This window comes from Flavobacterium sp. (assembly GCF_965262375.1).
GTDB lineage: Bacteria > Bacteroidota > Bacteroidia > Flavobacteriales > Flavobacteriaceae > Flavobacterium.
The window spans coordinates 1-22,499 of the sequence record NZ_OZ253527.1; the positions used below are offsets into that span (position 1 = coordinate 1).

Below are 22,499 nucleotides of genomic sequence, written 5' to 3' on the forward strand. Positions count from 1 at the left end.
AAGGTTTTCTTGGCAGCCTTTAGGTACACTATCCCATTGTCCGAAGACTCCGAGTACTATCGCATTTCACCAGTCCCAGCGGATTTGCCTACCGGGCCTATAGCTATGTGCTTTAACGAACTATTCCGTCAGTTCGCGGTACTTTCACCACTGCGTCACTCCATCACAATTATAAGTAGTACGGGAATATTAACCCGTTGGCCATCGACTGTTCCTTTCGGATTCGCCTTAGGACCCGACTAACCCGCAGCTGATTAGCATAGCTGCGGAAACCTTAGTTTTGCGGCGGGGGTGTTTCTCGCACCCCTTATCGTTACTTATGCCTACATTTTCTTTTCTAACCTCTCCAGCATCCCTCACGAGACACCTTCAGCGATGTTAGAATGCTCCCCTACCACTTGTACAGTGTACAAATCCATAGCTTCGGTAGTATGCTTATGCCCGATTATTATCCATGCTCGATCGCTCGACTAGTGAGCTGTTACGCACTCTTTAAATGAATGGCTGCTTCCAAGCCAACATCCTAGCTGTCGATGCAATCAAACCGCGTTTGATCAACTTAGCATACATTTGGGGACCTTAGCTGATGGTCTGGGTTCTTTCCCTCTCGGACTTGGACCTTAGCACCCAAGCCCTCACTGCTGTGTATATTATATAGCATTCGGAGTTTGTCAGGAATTGGTAGGCGGTGAAGCCCCCGCATCCAATCAGTAGCTCTACCTCTATATAACTAGACCACAGCGCTGCACCTAAATGCATTTCGGGGAGTACGAGCTATTTCCGAGTTTGATTGGCCTTTCACCCCTACCCACAGATCATCCCAAGACTTTTCAACGTCAACGGGTTCGGACCTCCACTATGTGTTACCACAGCTTCATCCTGTCCATGGGTAGATCACACGGTTTCGCGTCTACCACTACTGACTCAGCGTATAAATACGCTTTCAATCCCGAGGATTGAATCTCGCCCTATTCAGACTCGCTTTCGCTACGGATCCGTGACTTAATCACTTAACCTTGCCAGCAACGGTAACTCGTAGGCTCATTATGCAAAAGGCACGCCGTCACAACTTATGCTGCTCCGACCGCTTGTAGGCGTATGGTTTCAGGTTCTATTTCACTCCGTTATTCACGGTTCTTTTCACCTTTCCTTCACAGTACTGGTTCACTATCGGTCTCTCAGGAGTATTTAGCCTTAGCGGATGGTCCCGCCAGATTCAGACAGGGTTTCACGTGCCCCGCCCTACTCAGGATACCACTATTCTTTATATTCCTTACTTATACGGGACTATCACCCTCTTTGGTCAACCTTTCCAGGTTATTCTAATTCAGTTTACAAGAAATATTGTGGTCCTACAACCCCAGCATTGCCGTAACAACACTGGTTTGGGCTACTGCGCTTTCGCTCGCCACTACTCACGCAATCACTTTTGTTTTCTTCTCCTCCGCCTACTTAGATGTTTCAGTTCAGCGGGTTCGCCTCCTATCGGATACTATGTCTTCAACATAGTGGGTTGCCCCATTCGGATATCTGCGGATCATCTTGTATGTGCCAATCCCCGCAGCTTTTCGCAGCTTATCACGTCCTTCTTCGCCTCTGAGAGCCTAGGCATCCCCCATACGCCCTTATTTTGCTTATTGTTTTCTTTTTTTTAGTGATTAGCTCTAAGTAATTAGTGACTAGTCCTAAGACTAATTACTATTCACTCTTTACTAATTACTAAAGTGTTCTTTCTACTTGTTTGTATGTTTATCTCAATATGTCAATGAACTTTACTCAATTTGAAGATTTTAAGATTCGTTAATTTGAAAATGATAATCATTTTCAAATTTTTAAATCAATTCATTTTCAAATCAATTTGGTGGAGAATATCGGAGTCGAACCGATGACCTCCTGCGTGCAAGGCAGGCGCTCTAGCCAGCTGAGCTAATCCCCCATTCTTAATTTAGAATTTAGAAATTAGAATTCAGAACTTTTGAATTTTCAACTTCTAGAATTTCCTTTTATCTTAAAATTTTTACTTCTTAAATCTCAAATCTAATATCTTAAATCTGAAATCATTTAAAAAGTAGTCCCGGGCAGACTCGAACTGCCGACCCCTACATTATCAGTGTAGTACTCTAACCAGCTGAGCTACGAGACTCTGTATTTTAAGCTTTTTTTGTTTTGAACTAACAGCGAGAGTAAGATTCTAATTTCAGAATTTAGAATTCAGATTTTAGAATAGTCTAGTTTCTTTTTTTGTCTCTAGAAAGGAGGTGTTCCAGCCGCACCTTCCGGTACGGCTACCTTGTTACGACTTAGCCCTAGTTACCAGTTTTACCCTAGGCAGCTCCTTGCGGTCACCGACTTCAGGTACCCCCAGCTTCCATGGCTTGACGGGCGGTGTGTACAAGGCCCGGGAACGTATTCACCGCAGCATGGCTGATCTGCGATTACTAGCGAATCCAGCTTCACGGAGTCGAGTTGCAGACTCCGATCCGAACTGAGAACGGTTTTATAGATTCGCTCCTACTTGCGTAGTGGCTGCTCTCTGTACCGTCCATTGTAGCACGTGTGTAGCCCAAGGCGTAAGGGCCGTGATGATTTGACGTCATCCCCACCTTCCTCACGGTTTGCACCGGCAGTCTTGCTAGAGTTCCCGACATGACTCGCTGGCAACTAGCAACAGGGGTTGCGCTCGTTATAGGACTTAACCTGACACCTCACGGCACGAGCTGACGACAACCATGCAGCACCTTGAAAAACGTCCGAAGAAAGATCTGTTTCCAAATCTGTCGTTTCCCATTTAAGCCTTGGTAAGGTTCCTCGCGTATCATCGAATTAAACCACATGCTCCTCCGCTTGTGCGGGCCCCCGTCAATTCCTTTGAGTTTCACTCTTGCGAGCGTACTCCCCAGGTGGGATACTTATCACTTTCGCTTAGCCACTCAGATTGCTCCAAACAGCTAGTATCCATCGTTTACGGCGTGGACTACCAGGGTATCTAATCCTGTTCGCTCCCCACGCTTTCGTCCATCAGCGTCAATATACTCGTAGTAACCTGCCTTCGCAATTGGTATTCCATGTAATCTCTAAGCATTTCACCGCTACACTACATATTCTAGTTACTTCCAAGTAATTCAAGTCTTACAGTATCAATGGCCGTTTGATCGTTGAGCGACCAGATTTCACCACTGACTTATAAAACCGCCTACGGACCCTTTAAACCCAATGATTCCGGATAACGCTTGGATCCTCCGTATTACCGCGGCTGCTGGCACGGAGTTAGCCGATCCTTATTCTTACAGTACCGTCAAGCTCCCTCACGAGGGAGTGTTTCTTCCTGTACAAAAGCAGTTTACAATCCATAGGACCGTCATCCTGCACGCGGCATGGCTGGTTCAGACTTGCGTCCATTGACCAATATTCCTCACTGCTGCCTCCCGTAGGAGTCTGGTCCGTGTCTCAGTACCAGTGTGGGGGATCTCCCTCTCAGGACCCCTACCCATCGTTGCCTTGGTGTGCCGTTACCACACCAACTAGCTAATGGGACGCATGCTCATCTTGTACCGTTGGAACTTTAATAATCAGAAGATGCCTTCCGAAGATACTATGGGGTATTAATCCAAATTTCTCTGGGCTATCCCCCTGTACAAGGTAGATTGCATACGCGTTACGCACCCGTGCGCCGGTCTCAAAGGAGCAAGCTCCTTCTACCCCTCGACTTGCATGTGTTAAGCCTGCCGCTAGCGTTCATCCTGAGCCAGGATCAAACTCTTCATCGTATGTTTTTTATAGCTTTTCAGCTAAATGTTGTGGACAAAGAAGGCTAGGTTTTCTTACTCTCTTAAATTTTATTTGTTTTAATATTCCTATTAAAACGTGCTGTCAATCCAATATGTCTATGAACTTTTTATTTACTTTTTTTTCGCTTTTGACTTATCGTCTTAGCGGGCGCAAAGGTAGTGTTTCTTTTAGCATTTCCAAGTGTTTTTTTACTTTTTTTTTCAAAAATTTAAAAACTCTGGATTTCAATAGTAAAAGGAACGTACTTGCTTTGCTGAGATAAAAAATCCCCTGAGTTGCAGGGGAATTTTATGTTAGATTCCAATATATTTTTGGAATAAAGAAAGGCAGCGACCTACTCTCCCACAGGATGCAGTACCATCGGCGCAGGCGGGCTTAACTTCTCTGTTCGAAATGGGAAGAGGTGAGCCCCGCCGCAATAACCACCTTAAGGTTTTGGTTTGGGGTTTCAAGTTTTATTTGTTTCAAGTTAGACAACTTGGAACTTTAAACTTGGAACTTCAAACGCAGCTTTGCTGCTATATTTTAACATATTGAGATAAATATTCAATTTGGAAAGAATTTTACGAGCCCCCTGAGGTTCCCCGCCTCGGCGGGGTTAGGGGGCTCTTACAATAAGCTTACGGGTTATTAGTACTACTTGACTGTGACATTACTGCCTTTACATCTATAGCCTATCAACGTGGTCATCTTCCACGACCCTTAAAAGAAATCTCATCTTGTGGTGGGTTTCGCGCTTATATGCTTTCAGCGCTTATCCCTTCCCAACGTAGCTACTCTGCGGTGCTCCTGGCGGAACAACAGATACACCAGCGGTTGGTCCAACTCGGTCCTCTCGTACTAGAGTCAGATCCACTCAAATTTCTAACGCCCACAGTAGATAGAGACCGAACTGTCTCACGACGTTCTGAACCCAGCTCGCGTGCCACTTTAATGGGCGAACAGCCCAACCCTTGGGACCTTCTCCAGCCCCAGGATGTGACGAGCCGACATCGAGGTGCCAAACCCCCCCGTCGATATGAGCTCTTGGGGGAGATCAGCCTGTTATCCCCGGCGTACCTTTTATCCTTTGAGCGATGGCCCTTCCATGCGGAACCACCGGATCACTATGCTCTACTTTCGTACCTGATCGACCTGTATGTCTCTCAGTCAAGCTCCCTTATGCCATTGCACTCTACGCACGGTTACCAAGCGTGCTGAGGGAACCTTTAGAAGCCTCCGTTACTCTTTTGGAGGCGACCACCCCAGTCAAACTACCCACCAAGCAATGTCCCCGCCAGGGGCGGGTTAGATCTCAGATAAGCAAAGGGTGGTATTTCAACAATGACTCCACAACGCCTGGCGACGCCATTTCATAGTCTCCCACCTATCCTACACATCACTTATCCAAGACCAATACTAAGCTATAGTAAAGGTGCACAGGGTCTTTTCGTCCCACTGCGGGTAATCGGCATCTTCACCGATACTACAATTTCACCGAGCTCATGGCTGAGACAGTGTCCAGATCGTTACACCATTCGTGCAGGTCGGAACTTACCCGACAAGGAATTTCGCTACCTTAGGACCGTTATAGTTACGGCCGCCGTTTACTGGGGCTTCAATTCAATGCTTCTCCGAAGATAACATCTCCTCTTAACCTTCCAGCACCGGGCAGGTGTCAGGCCCTATACTTCATCTTACGATTTTGCAGAGCCCTGTGTTTTTGATAAACAGTCGCCTGGACCTTTTCACTGCGGCCAGCTTGCGCTGGCGACCTTTCTCCCGAAGTTACAGGTCTATTTTGCCTAATTCCTTAGCCATGAATCTCTCGAGCGCCTTAGGATACTCTCCTCAACTACCTGTGTCGGTTTACGGTACGGGTACTTATAATCTAAGTTTAGAAGGTTTTCTTGGCAGCCTTTAGGTACACTATCCCATTGTCCGAAGACTCCGAGTACTATCGCATTTCACCAGTCCCAGCGGATTTGCCTACCGGGCCTATAGCTATGTGCTTTAACGAACTATTCCGTCAGTTCGCGGTACTTTCACCACTGCGTCACTCCATCACAATTATAAGTAGTACGGGAATATTAACCCGTTGGCCATCGACTGTTCCTTTCGGATTCGCCTTAGGACCCGACTAACCCGCAGCTGATTAGCATAGCTGCGGAAACCTTAGTTTTGCGGCGGGGGTGTTTCTCGCACCCCTTATCGTTACTTATGCCTACATTTTCTTTTCTAACCTCTCCAGCATCCCTCACGAGACACCTTCAGCGATGTTAGAATGCTCCCCTACCACTTGTACAGTGTACAAATCCATAGCTTCGGTAGTATGCTTATGCCCGATTATTATCCATGCTCGATCGCTCGACTAGTGAGCTGTTACGCACTCTTTAAATGAATGGCTGCTTCCAAGCCAACATCCTAGCTGTCGATGCAATCAAACCGCGTTTGATCAACTTAGCATACATTTGGGGACCTTAGCTGATGGTCTGGGTTCTTTCCCTCTCGGACTTGGACCTTAGCACCCAAGCCCTCACTGCTGTGTATATTATATAGCATTCGGAGTTTGTCAGGAATTGGTAGGCGGTGAAGCCCCCGCATCCAATCAGTAGCTCTACCTCTATATAACTAGACCACAGCGCTGCACCTAAATGCATTTCGGGGAGTACGAGCTATTTCCGAGTTTGATTGGCCTTTCACCCCTACCCACAGATCATCCCAAGACTTTTCAACGTCAACGGGTTCGGACCTCCACTATGTGTTACCACAGCTTCATCCTGTCCATGGGTAGATCACACGGTTTCGCGTCTACCACTACTGACTCAGCGTATAAATACGCTTTCAATCCCGAGGATTGAATCTCGCCCTATTCAGACTCGCTTTCGCTACGGATCCGTGACTTAATCACTTAACCTTGCCAGCAACGGTAACTCGTAGGCTCATTATGCAAAAGGCACGCCGTCACAGCTTATGCTGCTCCGACCGCTTGTAGGCGTATGGTTTCAGGTTCTATTTCACTCCGTTATTCACGGTTCTTTTCACCTTTCCTTCACAGTACTGGTTCACTATCGGTCTCTCAGGAGTATTTAGCCTTAGCGGATGGTCCCGCCAGATTCAGACAGGGTTTCACGTGCCCCGCCCTACTCAGGATACCACTATTCTTTATATTCCTTACTTATACGGGACTATCACCCTCTTTGGTCAACCTTTCCAGGTTATTCTAATTCAGTTTACAAGAAATATCGTGGTCCTACAACCCCAGCATTGCCGTAACAACACTGGTTTGGGCTACTGCGCTTTCGCTCGCCACTACTCACGCAATCACTTTTGTTTTCTTCTCCTCCGCCTACTTAGATGTTTCAGTTCAGCGGGTTCGCCTCCTATCGGATACTATGTCTTCAACATAGTGGGTTGCCCCATTCGGATATCTGCGGATCATCTTGTATGTGCCAATCCCCGCAGCTTTTCGCAGCTTATCACGTCCTTCTTCGCCTCTGAGAGCCTAGGCATCCCCCATACGCCCTTATTTTGCTTATTGTTTTCTTTTTTTTAGTGATTAGCTCTAAGTAATTAGTGACTAGTCCTAAGACTAATTACTATTCACTCTTTACTAATTACTAAAGTGTTCTTTCTACTTGTTTGTATGTTTATCTCAATATGTCAATGAACTTTACTCAATTTGAAGATTTTAAGATTCGTTAATTTGAAAATGATAATCATTTTCAAATTTTCAAATCAATTCATTTTCAAATCAATTTGGTGGAGAATATCGGAGTCGAACCGATGACCTCCTGCGTGCAAGGCAGGCGCTCTAGCCAGCTGAGCTAATCCCCCATTCTTAATTTAGAATTTAGAAATTAGAATTCAGAACTTTTGAATTTTCAACTTCTAGAATTTCCTTTTATCTTAAAATTTTTACTTCTTAAATCTCAAATCTAATATCTTAAATCTGAAATCATTTAAAAAGTAGTCCCGGGCAGACTCGAACTGCCGACCCCTACATTATCAGTGTAGTACTCTAACCAGCTGAGCTACGAGACTCTGTATTTTAAGCTTTTTTTGTTTTGAACTAACAGCGAGAGTAAGATTCTAATTTCAGAATTTAGAATTCAGATTTTAGAATAGTCTAGTTTCTTTTTTTGTCTCTAGAAAGGAGGTGTTCCAGCCGCACCTTCCGGTACGGCTACCTTGTTACGACTTAGCCCTAGTTACCAGTTTTACCCTAGGCAGCTCCTTGCGGTCACCGACTTCAGGTACCCCCAGCTTCCATGGCTTGACGGGCGGTGTGTACAAGGCCCGGGAACGTATTCACCGCAGCATGGCTGATCTGCGATTACTAGCGAATCCAGCTTCACGGAGTCGAGTTGCAGACTCCGATCCGAACTGAGAACGGTTTTATAGATTCGCTCCTACTTGCGTAGTGGCTGCTCTCTGTACCGTCCATTGTAGCACGTGTGTAGCCCAAGGCGTAAGGGCCGTGATGATTTGACGTCATCCCCACCTTCCTCACGGTTTGCACCGGCAGTCTTGCTAGAGTTCCCGACATGACTCGCTGGCAACTAGCAACAGGGGTTGCGCTCGTTATAGGACTTAACCTGACACCTCACGGCACGAGCTGACGACAACCATGCAGCACCTTGAAAAACGTCCGAAGAAAGATCTGTTTCCAAATCTGTCGTTTCCCATTTAAGCCTTGGTAAGGTTCCTCGCGTATCATCGAATTAAACCACATGCTCCTCCGCTTGTGCGGGCCCCCGTCAATTCCTTTGAGTTTCACTCTTGCGAGCGTACTCCCCAGGTGGGATACTTATCACTTTCGCTTAGCCACTCAGATTGCTCCAAACAGCTAGTATCCATCGTTTACGGCGTGGACTACCAGGGTATCTAATCCTGTTCGCTCCCCACGCTTTCGTCCATCAGCGTCAATATACTCGTAGTAACCTGCCTTCGCAATTGGTATTCCATGTAATCTCTAAGCATTTCACCGCTACACTACATATTCTAGTTACTTCCAAGTAATTCAAGTCTTACAGTATCAATGGCCGTTTGATCGTTGAGCGACCAGATTTCACCACTGACTTATAAAACCGCCTACGGACCCTTTAAACCCAATGATTCCGGATAACGCTTGGATCCTCCGTATTACCGCGGCTGCTGGCACGGAGTTAGCCGATCCTTATTCTTACAGTACCGTCAAGCTCCCTCACGAGGGAGTGTTTCTTCCTGTACAAAAGCAGTTTACAATCCATAGGACCGTCATCCTGCACGCGGCATGGCTGGTTCAGACTTGCGTCCATTGACCAATATTCCTCACTGCTGCCTCCCGTAGGAGTCTGGTCCGTGTCTCAGTACCAGTGTGGGGGATCTCCCTCTCAGGACCCCTACCCATCGTTGCCTTGGTGTGCCGTTACCACACCAACTAGCTAATGGGACGCATGCTCATCTTGTACCGTTGGAACTTTAATAATCAGAAGATGCCTTCCGAAGATACTATGGGGTATTAATCCAAATTTCTCTGGGCTATCCCCCTGTACAAGGTAGATTGCATACGCGTTACGCACCCGTGCGCCGGTCTCAAAGGAGCAAGCTCCTTCTACCCCTCGACTTGCATGTGTTAAGCCTGCCGCTAGCGTTCATCCTGAGCCAGGATCAAACTCTTCATCGTATGTTTTTTATAGCTTTTCAGCTAAATGTTGTGGACAAAGAAGGCTAGGTTTTCTTACTCTCTTAAATTTTATTTGTTTTAATATTCCTATTAAAACGTGCTGTCAATCCAATATGTCTATGAACTTTTTATTTACTTTTTTTTCGCTTTTGACTTATCGTCTTAGCGGGCGCAAAGGTAGTGTTTCTTTTAGCATTTCCAAGTGTTTTTTTACTTTTTTTTTCAAAAATTTAAAAACTCTGGATTTCAATAGTAAAAGGAACGTACTTGCTTTGCTGAGATAAAAAATCCCCTGAGTTGCAGGGGAATTTTATGTTAGATTCCAATATATTTTTGGAATAAAGAAAGGCAGCGACCTACTCTCCCACAGGATGCAGTACCATCGGCGCAGGCGGGCTTAACTTCTCTGTTCGAAATGGGAAGAGGTGAGCCCCGCCGCAATAACCACCTTAAGGTTTTGGTTTGGGGTTTCAAGTTTTATTTGTTTCAAGTTAGACAACTTGGAACTTTAAACTTGGAACTTCAAACGCAGCTTTGCTGCTATATTTTAACATATTGAGATAAATATTCAATTTGGAAAGAATTTTACGAGCCCCCTGAGGTTCCCCGCCTCGGCGGGGTTAGGGGGCTCTTACAATAAGCTTACGGGTTATTAGTACTACTTGACTGTGACATTACTGCCTTTACATCTATAGCCTATCAACGTGGTCATCTTCCACGACCCTTAAAAGAAATCTCATCTTGTGGTGGGTTTCGCGCTTATATGCTTTCAGCGCTTATCCCTTCCCAACGTAGCTACTCTGCGGTGCTCCTGGCGGAACAACAGATACACCAGCGGTTGGTCCAACTCGGTCCTCTCGTACTAGAGTCAGATCCACTCAAATTTCTAACGCCCACAGTAGATAGAGACCGAACTGTCTCACGACGTTCTGAACCCAGCTCGCGTGCCACTTTAATGGGCGAACAGCCCAACCCTTGGGACCTTCTCCAGCCCCAGGATGTGACGAGCCGACATCGAGGTGCCAAACCCCCCCGTCGATATGAGCTCTTGGGGGAGATCAGCCTGTTATCCCCGGCGTACCTTTTATCCTTTGAGCGATGGCCCTTCCATGCGGAACCACCGGATCACTATGCTCTACTTTCGTACCTGATCGACCTGTATGTCTCTCAGTCAAGCTCCCTTATGCCATTGCACTCTACGCACGGTTACCAAGCGTGCTGAGGGAACCTTTAGAAGCCTCCGTTACTCTTTTGGAGGCGACCACCCCAGTCAAACTACCCACCAAGCAATGTCCCCGCCAGGGGCGGGTTAGATCTCAGATAAGCAAAGGGTGGTATTTCAACAATGACTCCACAACGCCTGGCGACGCCATTTCATAGTCTCCCACCTATCCTACACATCACTTATCCAAGACCAATACTAAGCTATAGTAAAGGTGCACAGGGTCTTTTCGTCCCACTGCGGGTAATCGGCATCTTCACCGATACTACAATTTCACCGAGCTCATGGCTGAGACAGTGTCCAGATCGTTACACCATTCGTGCAGGTCGGAACTTACCCGACAAGGAATTTCGCTACCTTAGGACCGTTATAGTTACGGCCGCCGTTTACTGGGGCTTCAATTCAATGCTTCTCCGAAGATAACATCTCCTCTTAACCTTCCAGCACCGGGCAGGTGTCAGGCCCTATACTTCATCTTACGATTTTGCAGAGCCCTGTGTTTTTGATAAACAGTCGCCTGGACCTTTTCACTGCGGCCAGCTTGCGCTGGCGACCTTTCTCCCGAAGTTACAGGTCTATTTTGCCTAATTCCTTAGCCATGAATCTCTCGAGCGCCTTAGGATACTCTCCTCAACTACCTGTGTCGGTTTACGGTACGGGTACTTATAATCTAAGTTTAGAAGGTTTTCTTGGCAGCCTTTAGGTACACTATCCCATTGTCCGAAGACTCCGAGTACTATCGCATTTCACCAGTCCCAGCGGATTTGCCTACCGGGCCTATAGCTATGTGCTTTAACGAACTATTCCGTCAGTTCGCGGTACTTTCACCACTGCGTCACTCCATCACAATTATAAGTAGTACGGGAATATTAACCCGTTGGCCATCGACTGTTCCTTTCGGATTCGCCTTAGGACCCGACTAACCCGCAGCTGATTAGCATAGCTGCGGAAACCTTAGTTTTGCGGCGGGGGTGTTTCTCGCACCCCTTATCGTTACTTATGCCTACATTTTCTTTTCTAACCTCTCCAGCATCCCTCACGAGACACCTTCAGCGATGTTAGAATGCTCCCCTACCACTTGTACAGTGTACAAATCCATAGCTTCGGTAGTATGCTTATGCCCGATTATTATCCATGCTCGATCGCTCGACTAGTGAGCTGTTACGCACTCTTTAAATGAATGGCTGCTTCCAAGCCAACATCCTAGCTGTCGATGCAATCAAACCGCGTTTGATCAACTTAGCATACATTTGGGGACCTTAGCTGATGGTCTGGGTTCTTTCCCTCTCGGACTTGGACCTTAGCACCCAAGCCCTCACTGCTGTGTATATTATATAGCATTCGGAGTTTGTCAGGAATTGGTAGGCGGTGAAGCCCCCGCATCCAATCAGTAGCTCTACCTCTATATAACTAGACCACAGCGCTGCACCTAAATGCATTTCGGGGAGTACGAGCTATTTCCGAGTTTGATTGGCCTTTCACCCCTACCCACAGATCATCCCAAGACTTTTCAACGTCAACGGGTTCGGACCTCCACTATGTGTTACCACAGCTTCATCCTGTCCATGGGTAGATCACACGGTTTCGCGTCTACCACTACTGACTCAGCGTATAAATACGCTTTCAATCCCGAGGATTGAATCTCGCCCTATTCAGACTCGCTTTCGCTACGGATCCGTGACTTAATCACTTAACCTTGCCAGCAACGGTAACTCGTAGGCTCATTATGCAAAAGGCACGCCGTCACAGCTTATGCTGCTCCGACCGCTTGTAGGCGTATGGTTTCAGGTTCTATTTCACTCCGTTATTCACGGTTCTTTTCACCTTTCCTTCACAGTACTGGTTCACTATCGGTCTCTCAGGAGTATTTAGCCTTAGCGGATGGTCCCGCCAGATTCAGACAGGGTTTCACGTGCCCCGCCCTACTCAGGATACCACTATTCTTTATATTCCTTACTTATACAGGACTATCACCCTCTTTGGTCAACCTTTCCAGGTTATTCTAATTCAGTTTACAAGAAATATCGTGGTCCTACAACCCCAGCATTGCCGTAACAACACTGGTTTGGGCTACTGCGCTTTCGCTCGCCACTACTCACGCAATCACTTTTGTTTTCTTCTCCTCCGCCTACTTAGATGTTTCAGTTCAGCGGGTTCGCCTCCTATCGGATACTATGTCTTCAACATAGTGGGTTGCCCCATTCGGATATCTGCGGATCATCTTGTATGTGCCAATCCCCGCAGCTTTTCGCAGCTTATCACGTCCTTCTTCGCCTCTGAGAGCCTAGGCATCCCCCATACGCCCTTATTTTGCTTATTGTTTTCTTTTTTTTAGTGATTAGCTCTAAGTAATTAGTGACTAGTCCTAAGACTAATTACTATTCACTCTTTACTAATTACTAAAGTGTTCTTTCTACTTGTTTGTATGTTTATCTCAATATGTCAATGAACTTTACTCAATTTGAAGATTTTAAGATTCGTTAATTTGAAAATGATAATCATTTTCAAATTTTTAAATCAATTCATTTTCAAATCAATTTGGTGGAGAATATCGGAGTCGAACCGATGACCTCCTGCGTGCAAGGCAGGCGCTCTAGCCAGCTGAGCTAATCCCCCATTCTTAATTTAGAATTTAGAAATTAGAATTCAGAACTTTTGAATTTTCAACTTCTAGAATTTCCTTTTAAACTTAAAATTTTCTCTTTTTTTCAACTTATAACTTATAATTTATAACTCATAACTCTTAAAAAGTAGTCCCGGGCAGACTCGAACTGCCGACCCCTACATTATCAGTGTAGTACTCTAACCAGCTGAGCTACGAGACTCTGTATTTTAAGCTTTTTTTGTTTTGAACTAACAGCGAGAGTAAGATTTAATTAAAAAATTGGAATTAAAAATTAAATTTAATTTCGAATCTTTAATTTTTAATTAAAATCAGCTTCTTTTTTTGTCTCTAGAAAGGAGGTGTTCCAGCCGCACCTTCCGGTACGGCTACCTTGTTACGACTTAGCCCTAGTTACCAGTTTTACCCTAGGCAGCTCCTTGCGGTCACCGACTTCAGGTACCCCCAGCTTCCATGGCTTGACGGGCGGTGTGTACAAGGCCCGGGAACGTATTCACCGCAGCATGGCTGATCTGCGATTACTAGCGAATCCAGCTTCACGGAGTCGAGTTGCAGACTCCGATCCGAACTGAGAACGGTTTTATAGATTCGCTCCTACTTGCGTAGTGGCTGCTCTCTGTACCGTCCATTGTAGCACGTGTGTAGCCCAAGGCGTAAGGGCCGTGATGATTTGACGTCATCCCCACCTTCCTCACGGTTTGCACCGGCAGTCTTGCTAGAGTTCCCGACATGACTCGCTGGCAACTAGCAACAGGGGTTGCGCTCGTTATAGGACTTAACCTGACACCTCACGGCACGAGCTGACGACAACCATGCAGCACCTTGAAAAACGTCCGAAGAAAGATCTGTTTCCAAATCTGTCGTTTCCCATTTAAGCCTTGGTAAGGTTCCTCGCGTATCATCGAATTAAACCACATGCTCCTCCGCTTGTGCGGGCCCCCGTCAATTCCTTTGAGTTTCACTCTTGCGAGCGTACTCCCCAGGTGGGATACTTATCACTTTCGCTTAGCCACTCAGATTGCTCCAAACAGCTAGTATCCATCGTTTACGGCGTGGACTACCAGGGTATCTAATCCTGTTCGCTCCCCACGCTTTCGTCCATCAGCGTCAATATACTCGTAGTAACCTGCCTTCGCAATTGGTATTCCATGTAATCTCTAAGCATTTCACCGCTACACTACATATTCTAGTTACTTCCAAGTAATTCAAGTCTTACAGTATCAATGGCCGTTTGATCGTTGAGCGACCAGATTTCACCACTGACTTATAAAACCGCCTACGGACCCTTTAAACCCAATGATTCCGGATAACGCTTGGATCCTCCGTATTACCGCGGCTGCTGGCACGGAGTTAGCCGATCCTTATTCTTACAGTACCGTCAAGCTCCCTCACGAGGGAGTGTTTCTTCCTGTACAAAAGCAGTTTACAATCCATAGGACCGTCATCCTGCACGCGGCATGGCTGGTTCAGACTTGCGTCCATTGACCAATATTCCTCACTGCTGCCTCCCGTAGGAGTCTGGTCCGTGTCTCAGTACCAGTGTGGGGGATCTCCCTCTCAGGACCCCTACCCATCGTTGCCTTGGTGTGCCGTTACCACACCAACTAGCTAATGGGACGCATGCTCATCTTGTACCGTTGGAACTTTAATAATCAGAAGATGCCTTCCGAAGATACTATGGGGTATTAATCCAAATTTCTCTGGGCTATCCCCCTGTACAAGGTAGATTGCATACGCGTTACGCACCCGTGCGCCGGTCTCAAAGGAGCAAGCTCCTTCTACCCCTCGACTTGCATGTGTTAAGCCTGCCGCTAGCGTTCATCCTGAGCCAGGATCAAACTCTTCATCGTATGTTTTTTATAGCTTTTCAACTAAATGTTATTGACAAAGAAGGCTAGGTTTTCTTACTCTCTTAAATTTTATTTGTTTTAATATTGCTATTAAAACGTGCTGTCAATCCAATATGTCTATGAACTTTTTATTTACTTTTTTCGCTTTTGACTTATCGTCTTAGCGGGTGCAAAGGTAAAACTTCTTTTTTAATTTGCAAGACTTTTTTGAAAACTTTTTTTGAAGTAAGCTTCTAAAAACATCTTAACATTATCTTAAAGAACTTCGCTGTTGCGGGTGCAAAGATACGTCCGTTTTTTTCTTTTTTCCAAAACTTTTGAAGGCCTTTTTTAAAAGTTTTTTGCTATCCTTTTAAAACCAAAGAGTTAACTGTAAAATTTCATTGAAAACCGAATATTAAACACAAAGGAGCACAGAGGACACAGATTAACTTTACCTATATAAACACGAATGACACGAAGGAGCACGAATTTGAAAACCGCATATAAAACACAGATAAGCACAGAGAACACAGATTAACTTTACCTATATAAACACGAATGACACGAAGGAGCACGAATTTGAAAACCGCATATAAAACACAGATAAGCACAGAGGACACAGATTAACTTTACCTACATAAACACGAATGACACGAAGGAGCACGAATTTGAAAACCGCATATAAAACACAGATAAGCACAGAGGACACAGATTAACTTTACCTATATAAACACGAATGACACGAAGTGACACGAATTTGAAAACCGAATATTAAACACAGAGAAGCACAGAGGACACAGATTAACTTTACCTATATAAACACGAATAACACGAAGGAGTGCGAATTTGAAAACCACATATAAAACACAGATAAGCACAGAGGACACAGATTAACTTTACCTATATAAACACGAATGACACGAAGGAACACGAATTTGAAAACCGAGTATCAAACACAGAGGACACAGAGGACACAGATTAACTTTACCTTTATAAACACGAATGACACGAAGGAACACGAATTTGAAAACCGAGTATCAAACACAGAGGACACAGAGGACACAGATTAACTTTACCTATATAAACACGAATGACACGAAGGAGCACGAATTTGAAAACGTATATTAAACACATAGGAACACAAATTTTAAAAAAAACGCTCCTATATATAATATATGTAATAGAACGGGGTACTTTCAACCAACGAATACTTGCGTTAGGGATGGAAGCGGCATCCTGACGGATGGCTGAGAAGGTTCTTTTGAAACCGAAATCTTATATAGCCAGACGGCAGATACAGCGGACAGCCCGACCGGAGCTTGCGGAGGAACGCTATAATTAATGGTCAGTATTCAGTGTTCAGTTATCAGTGAGCAGTGAGTAGTCGCAGTAGACAATACTACCTAACAACCACGAAACGTCTTCACAAGAACAAATAAAATCAAACCTAAAAGATGCAATACAAGATAAAGAAAAAGAACTTAAGCATTTTACACCTATATATATTGTATGTGTTTTTTTAAACTTATATATTTGCGGTCTTAAATTTTTAATATGATTAAGATTACTTTACCAGACGGTTCGATTAGAGAGTACGTAAGTGGCATGACTCCTATGGACGTGGCTAAATCGATTAGTGAAGGTTTGGCGCGCAATGTTATTTCGGCAAGCTTTAACGGGACGACCGTTGAGACGGTTACCGAATTGACTACCGACGGTAACTTAACTTTATTTACTTGGGATAACGTGGAAGGAAAAAAAGCTTTTTGGCATTCGACTTCACACGTGATGGCTCAGGCTTTAGAGGAGCTTTACCCAGGTATCAAATTAACTATAGGCCCTGCCATAGAGAAGGGGTTCTATTACGACGTTGATTTTGGTGAACATAAAATTACCGACGCTGATTTCAAAAAAATTGAAGACCGTGTGTTAGAAATCTCACGAGAGAAGCACGAATTTAAAATGCGTAGTGTTACTAAAGCTGAAGCTTTAGCATTATATAAAGACAATGAATTCAAAACTGAATTGATTGAAAATCTTGAAGATGGTACTATCACTTTTTGTGACCACGCGACTTTTACCGATTTATGTCGTGGGGGACATATTCCGAACACAGGAATCATTAAAGCTATGAAAATTCTTTCGGTAGCTGGTGCTTACTGGAGAGGTGACGAAAAAAACAAACAGTTAACTCGTGTTTACGGTATTTCGTTCCCTAAACAAAAAGACTTGACTGATTATTTAGCTTTATTAGAAGAAGCTAAGCGCCGTGACCACAGAAAACTAGGGAAAGAATTAGAATTGTTCCATTTTTCACAACGTGTAGGCCAAGGTTTACCTTTATGGTTACCAAAAGGAGCTGCCTTACGTGACCGTTTAGAGCAATTTTTAAAGAAAGCTCAAAAGAAAGCTGGTTACGAACAAGTAGTTTCACCTCATATTGGACAGAAAGAATTGTATGTTACTTCTGGTCACTATGCGAAATACGGAGCAGACAGTTTTCAACCGATACATACACCTGCAGAAGGCGAAGAGTTTTTATTAAAACCAATGAACTGTCCGCACCACTGTGAAATTTACAACGCAAAACCTTGGTCATACAAAGATTTACCAAAACGTTACGCTGAATTTGGTACTGTATATCGTTACGAACAATCAGGCGAATTACACGGTTTAACCCGTGTGAGAGGATTTACTCAAGATGATGCACACTTATTCTGTACTCCAGACCAATTAGACCAAGAGTTTAAAAACGTAATCGACCTAGTATTATATGTATTTGGTTCGTTAGGCTTTGAGAACTTTACGGCTCAAATTTCATTAAGAGACCCTGAAAAACCAGAAAAATACATTGGTTCAGATGAAAACTGGGAGAAAGCTGAAAGCGCCATTATCAATGCAGCAAAAGAAAAAGGCTTAAACACCGTGGTTGAATATGGTGAAGCTGCTTTCTACGGACCTAAACTTGACTTTATGGTTAAGGATGCCTTAGGAAGAAGTTGGCAATTAGGAACTATTCAGGTGGATTACAACTTACCAGAGCGTTTTGATTTGACTTACAAAGGTTCTGACAACGAACTACATAGACCTGTAATGATTCACAGAGCACCATTTGGTTCTATGGAGCGCTTTATTGCTATTTTACTAGAGCATACGGCAGGAAATTTCCCACTATGGCTAATGCCAGAACAGGCTATTATCCTAAGTTTGAGTGAGAAATATGAAAATTATGCGAAAAAAGTTTCAGAATTGCTAGAAAATCACGAAATTCGCGCCCTAATTGACAACCGAAACGAGACTATAGGTAAGAAAATTCGTGAAGCAGAAGTTAAGAAGTTCCCGTTCATGTTGATTGTAGGCGAAGAAGAAGAGAAAAACGGAACAGTATCTGTACGTAGACACGGACAGGAAGGAAAAGGAAATATTACTGTAAGTATAGAAGAATTTATAAAAATGGTGAATGATGAAGTTTCACAATCATTAAAACCATTTGTTGTTTAACTAAAAAAATTAAGGTTATCGCAATCAGAAACAACAGAGGTTATCAACCTCGCGTAGAAAAGAAAGACGCACACAGAATTAACAACAACATTCGTGTGCCCGAAGTTCGTCTAGTAGGCGAAAATGTAGAACCTGGAGTATATAAAACTTCAGAGGCTTTACGCATGGCTGACGAATTTGAATTGGATTTAGTAGAGATTTCACCAAATGCTGAACCTCCCGTTTGTAAGATTATGGACTATAAAAAGTTCTTATACGAACAAAAAAGACGTGAGAAAGAGCTAAAAGCAAAATCGACTCAAATTACTATAAAAGAAATTCGTTTTGGTCCTCAAACTGATGAGCATGATTACGAATTTAAAAAGAAAAATGCTGAAAAATTCCTTAAAGAAGGCTCAAAATTAAAAGCATTCGTATTCTTCAAAGGTCGTTCTATCATCTATAAAGAACAAGGTCAAATCTTATTATTAAGATTAGCTCAGGACTTAGAAGAAGTAGGAAAAGTTGAAGCAATGCCAGTATTGGAAGGTAAACGTATGATTATGTTTATTTCTCCAAAAAAGAAAGCAAAATAGATACCAAGTGATAAGTGACCCGTAAATAGTCATTAGTCATAATCTATTATTAAAATAAAAGTAAGTTAAATCTAAATAAATTTGGGAAATTATGCCTAAAATGAAAACTAAATCTAGCGCTAAGAAACGTTTCAAAGTTACTGGCTCTGGAAAAATTAAGAGAAAACACGCTTTTAAAAGTCACATTTTGACTAAAAAGTCTAAAAAACGTAAATTAGCGTTAACTCACTCTGCTTTAGTACACAAAGCGGATGAGAAAAGTGTTAAAGAACAATTAAGATTAATCTAATACGACATTAGTCGAAAGCAATAGTCATTAGTTTTACAACTTAAGTCCATTGCCTTAGATTTTTGCCTAGATTAACAGGTTAAAACAATTAAAATAACCCTGGGGTGGGCGAATTAAAGTTAGAATTTTGAAATTAGAATTCTGAATATTCAAAAGAGCGAAAGCCGCCTTACTTCAAAAAATTAAAAATTATGCCTAGATCAGTAAATTCAGTTGCTAAAAGAGCAAGAAGAAAAAAAATAATGAAGCAAGCCAAAGGTTTCTTTGGTAGAAGAAAAAACGTTTGGACAGTTGCTAAGAATGCGGTTGAAAAAGCAATGTTATATGCTTACAGAGACCGTAAAGCTAAAAAGAGAAACTTCCGTTCTTTATGGATTATGCGTATCAACGCTGGTGCAAGATTAGAAGGAATGTCTTACTCTCAGTTCATGGGTAAAGTAAAAGCTAACAACATCGAGTTAAACCGTAAGGTTTTAGCTGACTTAGCGATGAATCACCCAGAAGCTTTCAAAGCTATTCTTAACAAAGTAAAATAATAACGTTTAACAATATTTAACTTACTTTATTAAAATCCCGATTCTAAAAAATCGGGATTTTTTTAATTCCTTACCCTTCATTATTTAGCTATATCCAATGGAAAACCAACAGAAAAAAAGTTTACACCCTCGCAACAAGCACAATCAGAACTATGATTTCAATGCTTTAATAACTGTTGCTCCTGAGTTAGAAAAATATGTAGGAATCAATAAATTTGGCAATCAAAGTATTGACTTTGCACATCCAGATGCCGTAAGGGCTTTAAACAAAGCTTTACTCAAACATTTTTACCAAATTGATTATTACGAATTACCTAAAACCAATTTATGTCCACCTATTCCAGGACGAGCTGATTATATCCATCACTTAGCAGACATCATCGCTAAAGGAATTAACGGCACTTTGCCTACGGGAAGCGGGATTAAAATCTTAGATATCGGAACTGGTGCAAATTGCATCTATCCGATATTAGGGCATCAAATCTATGGTTGGACATTTGTAGGAACTGAAATTGACAAACCAGCCAAAGTTACTGCGGAAAAAATCATTCAAGAAAACAAGCTGACCAATGCCATCAGTATTCGTTTACAAGAAAGTAAACGTAATATTTTCAGAAACATCATGCAACCGAATGAGAAATTTGATGCTGTGTTGTGCAACCCTCCTTTTCATAATTCAAGAGAAGAAGCTACCAAAGGAACCACTCGTAAATTGAAAAATTTAGGCAAAACCATTGAAGGTAAACCAGTTTTAAACTTTGGTGGACAGAATAATGAATTATGGTGCGAAGGTGGCGAAAAAACCTTTATCACCAATATGATTTACGAAAGTGTTCATTTTAGAACACAAGTCAAATATTTCACTACCTTGGTTTCTAAAAAAGAAAACCTGAAACCGCTGTTTACCGTTTTGAAAAAAGTACAAGCCAATTATGAACTTGTTGAAATGGAACAAGGTAATAAAGTGAGTCGAATATTGGTTTGGAGGTTTTTATAAACTTAAAAATCGAACCTCTTTACGTCTTCTGGTGCTTCTTTTTAGCCGCAGGAAATAAAATATTATTCAAAATCAATCGATAGCCAGGGGAATTGGGATGTAGATTCAAATCTGTATGCTCATCTCCCACTCTATGCTGGTAATCTTCTGGGTCATGTCCTCCATAAAAAGTAAAGAACCCTTTTCCTTTTTGAGCATGTATATAACGTGCTTCACCATTCAATTGACATTCACCCATAACCAATACATTTGATTTAATCAAACTTCTGTCAAAGGCGGTGGTTTGCCCCATAAAGCCTTTTACCAAACTGGTATGATTTTGACAAAGCATACTTGGAATCACATCCCATTTTGCCGAATACTCTGCCAAGGTGAAATAATCCTTTTCAAAAGGAATCATCCCATTTCTTTTCTCCGTCATATCAATAGTAGAAAATTCATATTTCTCTGGACGACGCTCTAAAATATAATCTTTGAATGCGAAGGTTTTCGAATAATCAACACGTGATTGATAATTCGCCTCGCTAGGATCCCCGTCAAACATGGCTTCGCAAATATCTACCCCTTCAGCGGACAAAGCAATATCAAAACTATCAGTAGCCGAGCACATTGCAAACATAAAACCGCCGCCTATCACAAAATCTCTTATTTTCTGCGCGACCGCTAATTTTTCTTTAGAAACTTTATCAAAACCTAATTTGGATGCTAAGTTTTCTGCATCTTTTTTCTGCTCAATATACCAAGGCATAGCGCGATACGCACCGTAAAATTTGCCATATTGCCCTGTAAAATCTTCGTGATGCAAATGCAGCCAATCATAAAGCACTAATTGGTCTGACAACACCTCTTCATCATACACTACTTTAAATGGAATTTCGGCATACGTTAATACCATCGTAACCGCATCATCCCAAGGTTGTTTACCAGGGGGCGAATATACCGCTACTTTTGGCGCTTTCTCTAAACTAACCGACTCCATATTTTGAGAAGGAGCAGCAATTTCAGCTAGAATTTGTTGTGTTTCAACATCAGAAAGCACTTCAAAACTTACCCCTCGAATTTGACATTCTTTACGTATTTCAGACACATCAGGCAACAAGAAAGAACCGCCTCTATAATTTAACAACCAATTCCCCTTATACCCTTTATCCAATGCCCAATAGGTTACCCCATACGCTTTTAAATGATTTTTTTGGGAAGCTTCGTCCATAGGCAACAAAATCGAATTTCCAAAAATTGGAATCACAAACAATAAGAATATTATTATATATAAAAATTTCATAAATGCAATCTTTTAATTCGTAACGAACAAGAATAAGTAGCTATTTCTAAATCAAAAAAACTTTGAAACAATTTGAAGGTTTTTAAAACATTCTTAATTATTAATAATCTTAACCAAAAGTTTTTTATACACTGCAAACTAAAAACTTTTTTCATTATCCACAGACAAATTATATACCAAATTTAAGTTATATCCTTCATACTTAA

6 protein-coding genes, 6 tRNA genes and 8 rRNA genes are annotated in these 22,499 nt (G+C 42.8%); 5 read left to right on the plus strand and 15 right to left on the minus strand.

Annotation, left to right across the window (positions count from 1 at the left end; genetic code table 11):
- From ACQY29_RS00005 to ACQY29_RS00070, 14 genes are all read right to left on the minus strand, one after another.
- Nucleotides 1-1,639: ribosomal RNA gene (locus tag ACQY29_RS00005) — 23S ribosomal RNA — on the minus strand; the annotation flags it as partial.
- Between the two features lie 220 nt (nucleotides 1,640-1,859).
- Nucleotides 1,860-1,936, minus strand: a tRNA-Ala gene (locus ACQY29_RS00010).
- 133 nt (nucleotides 1,937-2,069) lie between these two features.
- A tRNA-Ile gene (locus tag ACQY29_RS00015) sits at nucleotides 2,070-2,143 on the minus strand.
- Between the two features lie 108 nt (nucleotides 2,144-2,251).
- Nucleotides 2,252-3,767, minus strand: a 16S ribosomal RNA gene (locus ACQY29_RS00020).
- 343 nt (nucleotides 3,768-4,110) lie between these two features.
- Nucleotides 4,111-4,219 (minus strand): 5S ribosomal RNA (gene rrf / locus ACQY29_RS00025).
- Between the two features lie 180 nt (nucleotides 4,220-4,399).
- Nucleotides 4,400-7,309, minus strand: a 23S ribosomal RNA gene (locus ACQY29_RS00030).
- Nucleotides 7,310-7,528: 219 nt separating this feature from the next.
- Nucleotides 7,529-7,605, minus strand: a tRNA-Ala gene (locus ACQY29_RS00035).
- Nucleotides 7,606-7,738: 133 nt separating this feature from the next.
- A tRNA-Ile gene (locus ACQY29_RS00040) sits at nucleotides 7,739-7,812 on the minus strand.
- A gap of 108 nt (nucleotides 7,813-7,920) precedes the next feature.
- Nucleotides 7,921-9,436: ribosomal RNA gene (locus ACQY29_RS00045) — 16S ribosomal RNA — on the minus strand.
- Nucleotides 9,437-9,779: 343 nt separating this feature from the next.
- Nucleotides 9,780-9,888, minus strand: a 5S ribosomal RNA gene (gene rrf, locus ACQY29_RS00050).
- 180 nt (nucleotides 9,889-10,068) lie between these two features.
- Nucleotides 10,069-12,978: ribosomal RNA gene (locus ACQY29_RS00055) — 23S ribosomal RNA — on the minus strand.
- 219 nt (nucleotides 12,979-13,197) lie between these two features.
- A tRNA-Ala gene (locus ACQY29_RS00060) sits at nucleotides 13,198-13,274 on the minus strand.
- A 135-nt stretch (nucleotides 13,275-13,409) separates the two neighbouring features.
- Nucleotides 13,410-13,483 (minus strand) — tRNA-Ile (locus ACQY29_RS00065).
- 132 nt (nucleotides 13,484-13,615) lie between these two features.
- A 16S ribosomal RNA gene (locus ACQY29_RS00070) occupies nucleotides 13,616-15,131 on the minus strand.
- Between the two features lie 1,536 nt (nucleotides 15,132-16,667).
- Here ACQY29_RS00070 and thrS point away from each other — a divergent pair.
- The 5 genes from thrS to rlmF all read left to right on the plus strand — a co-directional run bounded on the left by thrS (nucleotide 16,668) and on the right by rlmF (nucleotide 21,011).
- Nucleotides 16,668-18,614, plus strand: a complete 1,947-nt coding sequence (thrS, locus tag ACQY29_RS00075; RefSeq protein ID WP_428223264.1) for a threonine--tRNA ligase — start codon at nucleotides 16,668-16,670, stop codon at nucleotides 18,612-18,614.
- A 17-nt stretch (nucleotides 18,615-18,631) separates the two neighbouring features.
- Nucleotides 18,632-19,189 carry a translation initiation factor IF-3 gene (gene infC, locus ACQY29_RS00080; protein WP_428225851.1) on the plus strand — a complete coding sequence of 186 codons (558 nt, stop codon included), beginning with the start codon at nucleotides 18,632-18,634 and terminating at the stop codon, nucleotides 19,187-19,189.
- Between the two features lie 91 nt (nucleotides 19,190-19,280).
- Nucleotides 19,281-19,478, plus strand: a complete 198-nt coding sequence (gene rpmI / locus ACQY29_RS00085; protein WP_428223265.1) for a 50S ribosomal protein L35 — start codon at nucleotides 19,281-19,283, stop codon at nucleotides 19,476-19,478.
- A gap of 191 nt (nucleotides 19,479-19,669) precedes the next feature.
- Nucleotides 19,670-20,014 carry a 50S ribosomal protein L20 gene (gene rplT / locus ACQY29_RS00090; RefSeq protein ID WP_060382510.1) on the plus strand — a complete coding sequence of 115 codons (345 nt, stop codon included), beginning with the start codon at nucleotides 19,670-19,672 and terminating at the stop codon, nucleotides 20,012-20,014.
- A 97-nt stretch (nucleotides 20,015-20,111) separates the two neighbouring features.
- The gene (gene rlmF / locus ACQY29_RS00095) at nucleotides 20,112-21,011 is read left to right on the plus strand and encodes a 23S rRNA (adenine(1618)-N(6))-methyltransferase RlmF (protein ID WP_428223266.1); all 900 of its coding nucleotides are present in this window, start codon (nucleotides 20,112-20,114) and stop codon (nucleotides 21,009-21,011) included.
- Between the two features lie 19 nt (nucleotides 21,012-21,030).
- On the opposite strand, the gene ACQY29_RS00100 is transcribed toward rlmF, so the two are convergent.
- On the minus strand, nucleotides 21,031-22,293 hold the full coding sequence (locus tag ACQY29_RS00100) for an asparagine synthetase B (RefSeq protein ID WP_428223267.1): 1,263 nt from the start codon (nucleotides 22,291-22,293) through the stop codon (nucleotides 21,031-21,033).
- Between the last annotated feature and the right edge of the window lie 206 nt (nucleotides 22,294-22,499).